This window comes from Pseudomonas sp. NFPP04 (assembly GCF_900113815.1).
In the GTDB taxonomy this organism is placed as follows: Bacteria; Pseudomonadota; Gammaproteobacteria; order Pseudomonadales; family Pseudomonadaceae; genus Aquipseudomonas; species Aquipseudomonas extremorientalis.
On the sequence record NZ_FOQS01000001.1, the window covers coordinates 745,385 to 757,647 of the forward strand.

13 protein-coding genes are annotated in these 12,263 nt (G+C 61.0%); 10 read left to right on the forward strand and 3 right to left on the reverse strand.

Features of this window, described 5'->3' with window-relative positions; translation table 11 throughout:
* Positions 1-25: 25 nt before the first annotated feature.
* Positions 26-892 (reverse strand): LysR substrate-binding domain-containing protein, encoded by an 867-nt coding sequence (locus tag BM017_RS03455; RefSeq protein ID WP_092241262.1) that lies wholly within the window; start codon positions 890-892, stop codon positions 26-28.
* 130 nt (positions 893-1,022) lie between these two features.
* Here BM017_RS03455 and BM017_RS29060 point away from each other — a divergent pair, with 130 nt between their 5' ends.
* Both BM017_RS29060 and ccoM read left to right on the forward strand, forming a co-directional pair.
* Positions 1,023-1,184 (forward strand): hypothetical protein, encoded by a 162-nt coding sequence (locus tag BM017_RS29060; RefSeq protein ID WP_092241264.1) that lies wholly within the window; start codon positions 1,023-1,025, stop codon positions 1,182-1,184.
* A gap of 143 nt (positions 1,185-1,327) precedes the next feature.
* Complete coding sequence (gene ccoM / locus BM017_RS29495; RefSeq protein ID WP_010212341.1) at positions 1,328-1,444, forward strand: cytochrome c oxidase subunit CcoM; 117 nt, start codon at positions 1,328-1,330, stop codon at positions 1,442-1,444.
* A 138-nt stretch (positions 1,445-1,582) separates the two neighbouring features.
* Here the strand turns inward: ccoM and BM017_RS03465 are convergent, their stop codons facing one another.
* Positions 1,583-3,058, reverse strand: a complete 1,476-nt coding sequence (locus tag BM017_RS03465; RefSeq protein ID WP_092241266.1) for an inorganic phosphate transporter — start codon at positions 3,056-3,058, stop codon at positions 1,583-1,585.
* 313 nt (positions 3,059-3,371) lie between these two features.
* Positions 3,372-3,572, reverse strand: a complete 201-nt coding sequence (locus BM017_RS03470; protein ID WP_003189295.1) for a hypothetical protein — start codon at positions 3,570-3,572, stop codon at positions 3,372-3,374.
* Positions 3,573-4,129: 557 nt separating this feature from the next.
* Between BM017_RS03470 and pcaR the strand changes: the two genes are divergently transcribed.
* The 8 genes from pcaR to BM017_RS03510 all read left to right on the forward strand — a co-directional run bounded on the left by pcaR (position 4,130) and on the right by BM017_RS03510 (position 12,260).
* The gene (pcaR, locus tag BM017_RS03475; RefSeq protein WP_071488865.1) at positions 4,130-4,972 is read left to right on the forward strand and encodes a pca regulon transcriptional regulator PcaR; all 843 of its coding nucleotides are present in this window, start codon (positions 4,130-4,132) and stop codon (positions 4,970-4,972) included.
* 144 nt (positions 4,973-5,116) lie between these two features.
* Positions 5,117-6,457 (forward strand): 4-hydroxybenzoate transporter PcaK, encoded by a 1,341-nt coding sequence (locus tag BM017_RS03480; RefSeq protein WP_092241268.1) that lies wholly within the window; start codon positions 5,117-5,119, stop codon positions 6,455-6,457.
* 193 nt (positions 6,458-6,650) lie between these two features.
* Positions 6,651-7,508: a CoA transferase subunit A gene (locus tag BM017_RS03485; RefSeq protein WP_092241270.1), complete on the forward strand. Its 858-nt coding sequence runs from the start codon at positions 6,651-6,653 to the stop codon at positions 7,506-7,508.
* Positions 7,508-8,287, forward strand: a complete 780-nt coding sequence (locus BM017_RS03490; protein WP_092241272.1) for a CoA-transferase subunit beta — start codon at positions 7,508-7,510, stop codon at positions 8,285-8,287. The genes BM017_RS03485 and BM017_RS03490 overlap by 1 nt, the downstream gene beginning before the upstream one ends.
* Positions 8,284-9,486, forward strand: coding sequence for a 3-oxoadipyl-CoA thiolase (pcaF, locus tag BM017_RS03495; protein WP_170856036.1), 1,203 nt, complete (start codon positions 8,284-8,286; stop codon positions 9,484-9,486). The genes BM017_RS03490 and pcaF overlap by 4 nt, the downstream gene beginning before the upstream one ends.
* A gap of 17 nt (positions 9,487-9,503) precedes the next feature.
* Positions 9,504-10,208 carry a protocatechuate 3,4-dioxygenase subunit beta gene (gene pcaH, locus BM017_RS03500; protein ID WP_092241276.1) on the forward strand — a complete coding sequence of 235 codons (705 nt, stop codon included), beginning with the start codon at positions 9,504-9,506 and terminating at the stop codon, positions 10,206-10,208.
* Between the two features lies 1 nt (position 10,209).
* Complete coding sequence (pcaG, locus tag BM017_RS03505) at positions 10,210-10,776, forward strand: protocatechuate 3,4-dioxygenase subunit alpha (protein ID WP_092241279.1); 567 nt, start codon at positions 10,210-10,212, stop codon at positions 10,774-10,776.
* Between the two features lie 188 nt (positions 10,777-10,964).
* Positions 10,965-12,260 (forward strand): MFS family transporter, encoded by a 1,296-nt coding sequence (locus BM017_RS03510; RefSeq protein WP_092241281.1) that lies wholly within the window; start codon positions 10,965-10,967, stop codon positions 12,258-12,260.
* The last annotated feature ends 3 nt before the right edge of the window (positions 12,261-12,263 follow it).

The window sequence follows — 12,263 nt, forward strand, 5'->3', positions numbered from 1 at the left end:
ATCTCACGCGATGTATCGAAAAAACTCACGTATCGGTGCAGGCTTCCCTCAGCCATTGGCTGAAACACGCGGCGGCTTCGCTGGTGGTGCCTTGAGGTGCGATCAACCAGTAGCCGATGTCGCTGTGATAGGGCGGCCAATCGAAGGCTTCCACCAGGCTGCCGTCCTGCAGCCTGCGCTCGATCAGGCGATGACGGCCCATGGCGATGCCCTGGCCGGCCACGGCGGCTTCGACCACGATGTTGTAGTCGTGCAGCATTACGCGGGGGTGGTGACCGAGGTCGACCTGATAGTGCTCGGACCAGTCGGTCCATTCAAAGGGGCGGTGCGAAGTGGCCATCAGCAATGGGCTGTCTTGCGTTGCCTTGAACATCGGGCTGCACACCGGCGAGATGATTTCCGGCATCAGTCGCGTGGCCTGCACATCGGGCCAGTCGCCTTTGCCATAACGGATGGCCAGGTCGACCTCCGCACCTGCCACGTCTGCCAGTTGAATGGCCGGCAACAATTCCACCTGGATATGTGGGTAGCGATTGAGGAAGCCTGCCAGGCGGGGCGCCAGCCACAGGGTCGCAAAGGAGGCCAGCAAGCCGATGCGCAGCACGGTGGCGCTGGGGGTGACCCGTTGGGCGCGTGTGGCGGCGGCGATGGCATCGAGGGCTGGGCGGATTTCGTCGTAGTACTGTTGGCCGTCGGTGGTCAGATCGATCGCACGGGTGCGTCGGATAAACAAGGGTTTGCCCAGGTGCTGCTCAAGCTTTTGCACCTGATGGCTCAGCGCGCTCTGGGTCACTGACAACTCGCTGGCGGCCTTGATAAAACTCAAGTGCCGCGCCACGGCTTCGAAGGCGCGCAGCGCCAGCAGCGGCGGAAGGTCCTTGTGCAGTGCCACCTGGGTGAATCTCCTGGTTCGGGAAAACAGCGATTTTGTGCGATGACCTGCCTTTTGTCGCCCGCTGATTTGCCGTTGAGCGGGGGAGGCCGCATTATTGGGTCATTCCCTCCACGACGTAAGCCAAGCCATGAGTGAAGACGACAAGCTGATCGACCTGAATGCCGAGCGCGCCAAGCGCGTTCACGACCTCAATGACAAACGCCTGAATGAAGTCCGCCAGGCATTTGAACAGGCAATGCCACTCGGCAAAGTTAAAAAGAAATCGAAGAACAAGCCAAAAAAGCGTTGAAAGTACCTGCATCCATTGATGCAGGTCAGTTATTGCTCTTCTTTACGCCCCGTCGCGGGCGACATTGATCCCCGTCAATTTTCCAATCCGCCTTCTCCATTAACTTAGCCCTATCGCAACAGGGCAAGCGCAGGAGGCCGGTCATGTTTATCGATAATGTGGTGTTCGCCGGAGTGCTGACGGTAAGCCTGATGGTGATGTTTTTTGTAGGATTTGGAATTTTTATCTGGAAAGACGCGAACAAGCGGAAAAAACCATAGTTTTTCCAGGTTACATGAGCACGCAAGGCATTTTGGGCGACTTCGGTCGCCCTTTTTTTGCGCCTGAATTAACGCAATAGTGATCATAAAAAAGGTGCGACCCTCGCGGATCGCACCTTTTTTATCGCAGGCGGCTTATCAGCTGCCCAGCGCCTTGGAAGCCAACCAGAACAACCCGGCCGACAGGGCCACGGTTGCCGGCAGGGTCAGTACCCAGGCCATCAGGATGGTCTTCACGGTGCCGCCCTGCAGGCCGCTTTTGTTGGCGACCATGGTACCGGCCACGCCCGACGACAGCACGTGGGTAGTCGACACCGGCAGCGCGAAGATGTTGGCAAAGCCAATCATGGTCGCGGTGGTGATCTGTGCCGACATGCCCTGGGCATAGGTCATGCCTTGCTTGCCGATCTTCTCGCCGATGGTCAGTACCACACGCTTCCAGCCCACCATGGTGCCCAGGCCCAAGGCCAGTGCGACGGCAAGGATCACCCAGAACGGGGCGTATTCGGTAGTGGCGGTCAGGTCTTTGCGCAGTTTGTCGAGGTCGGATTTCTCACGGGCATCCAGGCCTGGCAGCTTGCCGACTTTCTTCGCGGTGTCGTCCAGGCAGAGCAGATAGCGGCGCACTTCAATACGCTGGTCCGCCGTCAGCGCGTGATAGTCGGACACGCCTTTGAGTGTGTCGACCAGCGCGTTGATGGTCGGCTCGGTCTGCTGTGGATTGCACTGGAACTTACCAGGCAGGTCGTTCTGCACGCTTTTGCCCAGGGCCAGGAACTCGCCGAGCGTGGCGTTGTTACGCTGGTAGAACTGGCTCAAATGCACGGTGGCGTCGCGGGTCCGTTCGATCTGGTAGGTGGTGCTGCCCAGGTCGAGCACGAACTGCGCCGGCACGATACCGATCAGCACCAGCATGATCAGGCCGATACCCTTCTGGCCGTCGTTGGAGCCGTGCACGAAACTCACGGCCATGGCGGAAATCACCAGCACCAGGCGGTTCCAGAACGGCGGGTGTTTCTTGTCATCGAGCTTGCGGCGCTGGTCCGGGGTCTTGTGCATCTTGGACAGCGGACGCCACCACTTCAGGCCGATCAGCACCAGGGCTGCAACCAGGAAGCCGGCCATCGGCGAGAACACCAGCGAAGCGCCGATATCCACGGCTTTCTGCCAGTTCACACCGTCAGCCAGGGGAATGTCGTTGATCAGGGCGTTGGCCAGGCCGACCCCGAGGATCGAGCCGATCAGGGTGTGGGAGCTGGAGGCCGGGATACCGAAGTACCAGGTGCCCAGGTTCCAGGTGATCGCCGCCGCCAATAAAGAGAAGACCATCGCCAGGCCATGGCCGGTGTTCACATTGATCAGCAACTCCACCGGCAGCAAGTGCACGATGGCGTAGGCGACACCGACACCACCGAGCAACACGCCGAGGAAGTTGAACACCCCGGAGAAGAACACGGCCAGGTGCGGCGGCATGGCTTTGGTATAGATGACTGTGGCCACCGCGTTAGCGGTGTCATGAAAGCCATTGATGAACTCGAAGGCGAGGACAAAGGCCAGGGCGAGCAACAGGCTCACGAGAACCCAAGCATCCAGTCCGCTGAATAAATCGATCATGAAGGTTTTCTGACCCGGTCGTAAGGGGGCGCGATTATGCCAGAAAACCTCAGTAATCGATGCACTAGCTGCTCATCGGTATCAATCTTCCCTGAAAAAAATCCCGGAAAGGGCGTGCATCCCAGGGTTTTCGGGGCTTGGGCAAGTCTTTGATTTATATGGCAGAGGGCGCCAGAAGCGGGGATTGTCACAAAAACGTCACGACTGAAACATTTGTATGAAATTTTACCGTTCTTGGTAGGGTGCAAGATTTCTGGCTGATGGCTGAGTGCCATCAACCTGGGCCATGACCTTGAGGCTCAAACCGAATCGCCTAGGGCTCTTCGGTTTTGAGTTCCTGTTCAATCTTTTGGATTTCCTGTGCAAAGGCCTGGTCAAGCAGGCTGGCGCGCTTGCGCCATGGTTTGCGCTCAGGTTCAGGCTGGGCGGCGTAGGTGGTGACTTCCCCGCCGTAAACGTCCTTGTAACGTTGCTCCTGGCGCTCAAGTTCCGCGCGCAGTTCATCTTTCGTCACATCGTTACCTAATTGAGTTGAGTGTCAATACGTTGCAGCGTTATGCCGGAATGCGCCCTCAGGGTGTTTCAAGTCGAACCGCCATAGCGTTCAAGTTTGAAACAGACGTGGGTGAACACTGCTAGTGCCGTCATTCAAGGCAGGTAGTTGCTATCGACGATGCACGGCCTGTGCATCATGCGGCCAGCTCCGTTGCCGATAATGAAACCGGGTGGACCAGTACACAGGGTGCATTATAGCGGCGCATTTGAATAACACTATCGGTATAAAGTTAAAAACCGTCAACTTTGTATGAGTGTTTTGTTACACGCGCCTATTGGTAATTGCACACATTCGGGTGTCATGAATCCATCCAAACTTCAAACGTTAATAAGAGGCCTCGTTTTTTTTCAATCCGTCGTGGGTGAAGGGGGAGGTTGCGAGCAAATTGCGATAATCGAATGATCGTCCGATAATCGCACAATGTTGTCGGCCCTGCCTTGTACATCTCGGCTGACGCAGCTTGTAATAGTGGCCAATCCTCCCCTGCGGTTGACAATAAGACAAAGGATCTCGACATGAACGATCAATTGCGCAACTCTTTCGCGTCAGTGGCGCCGCCGATCGTTGCGTCCCCGGCCAAGCGTATCCAGGCGTTTACCGGTGATCCGGACTTCATGACCTCCCTGGCCCGTGGCCTGGCCGTGGTGCAGGCGTTCCAGGAGCGCAAGCGCCACCTCACCATCGCCCAGATCAGCCACCGCACCGAAATCCCTCGCGCCGCCGTGCGCCGTTGCCTGCACACCTTGATCAAGCTCGGCTACGCCACTACCGATGGGCGTACCTATTCGCTGTTGCCCAAAGTCCTGACCCTGGGCCATGCCTATCTGTCGTCCACGCCACTGGCGGTGTCCGCCCAGCCTTATCTGGACCGCATGAGCGAGCAACTCCACGAAGCCTGCAACATGGCGACCCTCGAAGGCGACGACATTCTCTACATCGCCCGTTCGGCCACCACCCAGCGCCTGATTTCGGTGGACCTGTCGGTGGGCGGACGGCTGCCGGCCTACTGCACCTCCATGGGCCGCATCTTGCTCGCGGCGCTGGATGACGCCTCGCTGCAGGATTATCTCGACCACGCCGACCTGCAGACCAAGACCAGCCGCACCCTGACCACGCCCGCCGCGCTGTTCGACTGCCTGCAACAGGTGCGTCAGCAAGGCTGGTGCATTGTCGACCAGGAACTGGAGCAGGGCCTGCGCTCCATCGCGGTGCCGGTGTATGACGCCTCGGGCCAGGTGCTGGCCGCGCTGAACGTCAGCACCCACGCCGGCCGTGTCAGCCGCAGCGAGCTGGAACAGCGCTTCCTGCCGAGCATGCTCAGTGCCAGCCGCGAGTTGAGTGCGCAGCTGTTTGCCTAAGCTGTTCGGTGACCGCACAGATCCCGGTTGGGTCGATTGCGCTGTTTTCCCTGGCTTATTACTGTGCGACAGCGCTCCAGGGAGCGCTCAATAATAACGACGACCCAAGGTCGTCAGCCCGCCATCGGTGTGGAAATAAAAACAATGAATCAGCCCTCTGTCGGTACTTCCTTGGACGTGCAGTCCTTTATCAACACCCAGCCACTGTCCCGTTACCAGTGGCGCGTGGTGATCCTGTGTTTCCTGATTGTTTTCCTGGATGGCCTCGACACTGCCGCCATGGGCTTTATCGCGCCGGCGCTGTCCCAGGATTGGGGCATCGACCGCGCCAGCCTCGGTCCGGTGATGAGCGCCGCGTTGATCGGCATGGTCTTCGGCGCGCTCGGCTCCGGCCCGCTGGCGGATCGCTTCGGGCGCAAAGTGGTGCTGGTGGGCGCGGTGCTGGTGTTTGGTGCATTCAGTCTGGCGTCGGCCTACAGCAGCAACGTCGATCAACTGCTGGTGCTGCGCTTCCTGACCGGGCTCGGCCTGGGCGCCGGCATGCCGAATGCCACCACGCTGTTGTCCGAATACACCCCTGAGCGCCACAAGTCGTTGCTGGTGACCAGCATGTTCTGTGGCTTCAACCTGGGCATGGCCGGTGGCGGGTTTATCTCGGCCAAGCTGATCCCGGCATTCGGTTGGCACAGCCTGCTGCTGATCGGCGGCATCCTGCCGTTGATCCTGGCGCTGGTGTTGCTGGTATGGCTGCCGGAATCGGCGCGCTACCTGGTGGTGCGCAATCGGGGGACCGACAAGGTGCGCAAAACCTTGTCGCCCATTGAGCCGAACATTGTCGCCCAAGCCAGCAGTTTCAGTGTGCCCGAGCAAAAAACCGTCAAGGCGCGCAACGTGTTTGCGGTGATCTTCTCCGGCACCTACAGCGCCGGTACGTTGTTGCTGTGGCTCACCTACTTCATGGGCCTGGTGATCGTGTACCTGCTCACCAGCTGGCTGCCGACCCTGATGCGCGACAGCGGCGCGAGCATGGAGCAGGCCGCGTTTATCGGCGCGTTGTTCCAGTTCGGTGGTGTGTTGAGCGCGGTGGGCGTGGGCTGGGCGATGGACCGGTTCAATCCGCACAAGGTCATCGGCACGTTCTACCTGCTGGCCGGGGTGTTTGCCTACGCGGTAGGGCAGAGCCTGGGCAGTATCACCTTACTGGCGACCCTGGTGCTGATTGCCGGGATGTGTGTCAACGGTGCGCAATCGGCGATGCCGTCCCTGGCCGCACGTTTCTACCCCACTCAAGGCCGTGCCACGGGCGTGTCGTGGATGCTCGGCATCGGCCGTTTCGGCGCGATCCTCGGCGCGTGGATGGGCGCGACGTTGCTGGGCCTGGGCTGGAACTTCGAGCAAGTGCTCACCGCCCTGGTGATCCCCGCCGCATTGGCCACCACGGCCGTGGTGATCAAAGGCATGGTCAGCCACGCCGACGCGACCTGAGACCTGTGGGAGGGGGCAAGCCCACTCCCACAGTTATCGAGTTTTGCTTAATGCTTAGCCAAGCAACAATCCGTTCGATAATCGAACGCTGAGTCGATTATCGGATTGTTTGGCCCATTTCCCCGGCTTAATCTTCAAGCACTTCGGCGCCACCTCAGCGCCTTTTTCGATCCACACCGGGAGCCCGAACCCCATGGCTGAAATCCTCGCGCTGCGTGACGCGGTGAAGCAATTTGTGAACGACGGCGACACCGTCGCCCTCGAAGGCTTCACCCATCTGATCCCTACGGCAGCGGGTCATGAAATCATTCGTCAGGGCAAGAAAGACCTGACGCTGGTGCGTATGACGCCTGACCTGATCTACGACCAGTTGATCGGTGCCGGCTGTGCCCGCAAGTTGATTTTCTCCTGGGGCGGCAACCCCGGCGTGGGTTCCCTGCATCGCTTGCGCGACGCGGTCGAGAAGCAATGGCCGCAACCGCTGGAAATCGAAGAACACAGCCACGCCGACCTGGCCAATGCCTACGTCGCCGGTGCGTCGGGTCTGCCATTCGCGGTGTTGCGTGCCTACGCTGGTTCCGACCTGCCCAAGGTCAACCCGCTGATCAAGACCGTGACCTGCCCATTCACCGGCGAAGTGCTGGCGGCGGTGCCGTCGGTGCGACCGGACGTCACCGTGATCCACGCGCAAAAAGCCGACCGCAAGGGCAATGTGTTGCTGTGGGGCATCCTCGGTGTGCAGAAGGAAGCGGCCCTGGCGGCCAAGCGCTGCATCGTCACCGTCGAAGAAATCGTCGATGACTTGAATGCACCGATGAACAGCTGCGTCTTGCCGACCTGGGCCCTGACGGCGGTGTGCCATGTACCTGGTGGCGCACACCCGTCCTACGCGCATGGTTACAACGAGCGCGATAACCGCTTCTACCAGGCGTGGGACCCGATCGCCCGCGACCGCGGGACCTTTACCGCCTGGATCAACGAATACATCCACGGCACCGCCGACTTCACCGAATTCCAGGCCAGGCTGGCCACCGCGCAGGAGGCCAAGTAATGGCTTACTCGACCAATGAAATGATGACCGTTGCCGCCGCGCGCCGCCTCAAGAACGGCTCCGTGTGCTTCGTTGGCATCGGCTTGCCGTCCAAGGCGGCCAACCTGGCGCGCCTGACGTCGTCGCCAGATGTGGTGCTGATCTACGAGTCCGGCCCGATTGGCGCCAAGCCATCGGTACTGCCACTGTCCATCGGTGATGGCGAACTGGCGGAAACCGCCGACACCGTGGTACCGACCGGCGAGATCTTCCGCTACTGGCTGCAGGGCGGGCGCATCGACGTGGGCTTCCTCGGCGCCGCCCAGGTCGACCGCTTCGGCAACATCAACACCACCGTGGTGGGTGACTACCACCAGCCCAAAGTGCGCCTGCCGGGTGCCGGTGGCGCGCCGGAGATCGCCGGTTCGGCCAAGAGCGTGCTGATCATCCTCAAGCAGTCGGCGCGTTCGTTTGTCGACCAGCTGGACTTCATCACCTCGGTCGGCCACGGCGAAGGCGGCGACTCGCGCAAGCGCCTGGGCCTGCCGGGCGCAGGGCCTGTAGGGATCATTACCGACCTGTGCATCATGGAGCCGGAAGCCGGTACAAATGAGTTCGTAGTCACCGCGCTGCATCCGGGCGTGACCCGCGAGCAAGTGGTGGCCGCCACCGGTTGGGCGATTCGGTTTGCCGAGCAGGTCGACACCACCGCCGAACCCACTGATGTAGAGCTGACCGCCCTGCGTGACCTTGAAGCACGCACCGCGGCCGCCCATGGCCAAGCACCGGGAGAAGCCTGATGCGCGATGTATTTATCTGTGACGCCATTCGTACCCCCATCGGCCGTTTTGGCGGTGGCCTGTCCACCGTGCGGGCTGATGACCTGGCGGCGCTGCCGATCAAGGCCTTGATCGAGCGCAACCCGTCGGTGGATTGGACGGCAGTCGATGAGGTCTTCCTCGGCTGCGCCAACCAGGCCGGTGAAGACAACCGCAACGTGGCGCGCATGGCGCTGTTGCTGGCGGGCTTGCCGGAAAGCATTCCGGGCGTGACCCTCAACCGTTTGTGCGCCTCGGGGATGGACGCGATTGGCACCGCTTTCCGTGCAATTGCCAGCGGCGAAATGGAGCTGGCGATTGCCGGCGGCGTCGAGTCGATGTCCCGCGCGCCGTTCGTGATGGGCAAGGCCGACGCGGCGTTCTCGCGCAACATGAAGCTGGAAGACACCACCATCGGCTGGCGTTTTATCAACCCGTTGATGAAAGAGCAGTACGGCGTGGATGCGATGCCACAGACCGCCGATAACGTCGCCGACGATTACAAGGTGTCCCGTGCCGACCAGGACGCCTTTGCCCTGCGCAGCCAGCAACGCACTGCCGCCGCGCAAGCCGCCGGTTTCTTCGCCGAAGAAATCGTGCCGGTGCGGGTCGCCCATAAAAAAGGCGAAACCGTGGTAGAGCAGGACGAGCATCCACGGGACACCACCCTGGAAGCCCTGGCCAAACTCAAGCCAGTCAATGGTCCGGACAAAACGGTTACCGCCGGCAATGCATCGGGTGTGAATGACGGTGCGGCGGCGCTGATCCTGGCTTCCGCCGAAGCGGTCAAGAAACATGGCCTGACCGCTCGCGCTCGCGTATTGGGCATGGCCAGCGCTGGTGTCGCGCCACGGGTGATGGGCATCGGCCCGGTGCCGGCCGTGCGCAAACTGGTCGAGCGCCTTGGCTTGGCCGTCACCGACTTTGACGTGATCGAACTCAACGAGGCCTTCGCCAGCCAAGGCCTGGCCGTCTTGCGTGAGCTGGGCATTGCCGACGACGCACCCCAGGTCAACCCGAACGGCGGCGCCATTGCCCTTGGCCATCCGCTGGGCATGAGCGGCGCGCGGCTGGTGCTGACGGCGCTGCATCAGCTTGAAAAAACCGGCGGCCGCAAAGGCCTGGCGACCATGTGCGTGGGCGTCGGCCAAGGCCTGGCCCTGGCGATTGAACGCATCTAACAAGAGAGGATTGCTCCATGAGTGACAAGCCCGGATACCGGCGCCCGCAAGCGGGCACTCAACCGGATTACCTGCACCCGGCCTACCAGTCGACGAACCTGCGTTCGCCGTCGCAGCCCTTGGTGTTCCTGCCCCATTCCTTGTCGGAAATCACCGGCCCGACCATCGGCGCCGAGCGGGTCAACCCGAAGGACAACGACCTTACCGCCCAGCATGAAGGCGAGCCCCAAGGCGAACGCATCATCATTCACGGCCGCGTGCTCGACGAAAACGGCCTGCCGGTGCCGGGCATCCTCGTGGAAATCTGGCAGGCCAACGCCGCCGGCCGCTACAACCATAAGCGCGACCTGCACGACGCACCGCTGGACCCGAACTTCACCGGCACCGGCCGCACGGTCACCGACGCCGACGGCTGGTACCAGTTCCAGACCATCAAGCCCGGCGCGTATCCCTGGGGCAATCACCACAACGCGTGGCGCCCGGCGCATGTCCACTTTTCGCTGTTCGGCCCGAGCGTGCTGACGCGCCTGGTCACGCAGATGTATTTCCCTGGAGACCCGCTGCTGGAATACGACCCGATCTACAACTGCGTGCCGGACACCTCGGCCAAGGAACGCTTGATCGCCCGTTTCGACCTGGAAAAAACCATTCCTTCCTATGCCCTCGGCTACCGCTGGGACATCGTCCTGCGCGGCCGCGACGCCACGCCGATGGAGAAATGAGATGACACTCAATGCGACCACGTCCCACACCGTCGGGCCGTATTACCACATCGGCCTGACCTGGCTGAACCGTGAAGACCTCACCGTGGCTGCCACCCTTGGCGAGCGCGTGGCGATCAGCGGGCAGGTGGTGGATGGCAATGGTGATGTCGTCAACGACGCCATGCTCGAAGTCTGGCAGGCCAATGCCGCCGGCAAGTACGATCACCCGGAGGATGAGCAGGACAAGGCACTGGACCCGAACTTCGAAGGGTTCGGCCGGGTGCCGGTGGATGCCGAAGGGCGGTTCCGCTTTACCACCATCAAGCCGGGCGCCGTACCGGGACTGAAGGGCACCACCCAGGCGCCGCACCTGGTGGTGCTGGTGTTTGCCCGTGGGTTGGTGAAGCACTTGCTCACGCGGATTTATTTTGAGGGCGAGGCGCTGAATGGGCAGGACCCGTTGCTGGCGTGTGTGCCCTCGGAGCGTCGTGGCACCTTGATCGCCCGGCAGGATGCGGCGGGGGTGTATCAGTGGAATGTGATTTTGCAGGGGACGGATAAGGAAACGGTGTTCTTCGATTATTGAGTGGTTTTTCAGGGCCCCATCGGGGGCAAGCCCCCTCCCACATTTGATAGGCGGTGCGGTCAACATGTGGGAGGGGGCTTGCCCCCGATGGGGCCGGTTCAGGCACCACCTACCCAAAAGTCTTCTTGCGGAACATGGTTGTTGCAAAGTATGTCTAGGCTATAACCGTTCCCACTGAGTGAAACCACATGACAACAACAACGAGTCACTACACCGGAGAAGAACGCAGCAAACGGATTTTTGCGATTGTCGGGGCATCCTCCGGCAACCTCGTCGAATGGTTCGACTTCTACGTCTACGCCTTCTGTGCCATTTACTTTGCCCCGGCGTTTTTCCCGTCGGACAACCCTACCGTCCAGTTGGTCAATACGGCGGGGGTATTCGCCGCCGGTTTCCTGATGCGCCCCATCGGCGGCTGGCTGTTTGGCCGGGTGGCTGACAAGCATGGCCGTAAGAACTCAATGATGATTTCGGTGCTGATGATGTGCGCCGGCTCCCTGGTCATCGCCTTTTTGCCGACCTACAACGACATCGGCGTCTGGGCGCCGATCCTGCTGCTGATTGCGCGACTGTTCCAAGGCTTGTCCGTGGGTGGCGAGTACGGCACTACCGCGACTTACATGAGTGAGGTGGCTCTCAAGGGCCAGCGCGGGTTCTTCGCGTCCTTCCAGTACGTGACCCTCATCGGCGGCCAGTTGCTGGCGGTGCTGGTGGTGGTGATCCTGCAGCAGTTCCTTACCGAAGAAGAACTGCGCGCCTGGGGCTGGCGGATTCCGTTCGTGATCGGCGCCATTGCGGCGGTGATCTCCCTGTTGCTGCGGCGCACGTTGAAAGAAACCACCAGCAAGGAAACCCGCGAAGACAAGGACGCCGGCAGCATTGCCGCGCTGTTTCGCGATCACAAGGCCGCGTTCATCACGGTGCTGGGTTACACCGCCGGCGGCTCGCTGATTTTCTATACCTTCACCACCTACATGCAGAAGTACCTGGTGAACACGGTGGGCATGCACGCCAAGACGTCCAGCTACATCATGACCGGTGCGTTGTTCCTCTACATGTGCATGCAGCCGGTGTTCGGCATGTTGGCGGACAAGATCGGCCGGCGTAACTCGATGTTGTGGTTTGCGGGCCTCGGCACGCTGTTCACCGTGCCCATCCTGCTGACCCTGAAAACCGTCAGCAGCCCGTTCCTGGCCTTTGTGCTGATTACCCTGGCCCTGGCGATTGTCAGCTTCTACACCTCCATCAGTGGCCTGGTCAAAGCGGAGATGTTCCCGCCTCAGGTGCGTGCCTTGGGCGTGGGCCTGGCCTATGCGGTGGCCAATGCGATTTTCGGCGGCTCGGCGGAATTCGTCGCCCTGAGCCTGAAATCCATCGGCATGGAGAACAGTTTCTATTGGTATGTGACGGCGATGATGGCCATCGCTTTCCTGTTCAGCCTGCGTCTGCCGAAACAGGCGGCGTACCTGCACCACGATCTATAAGGG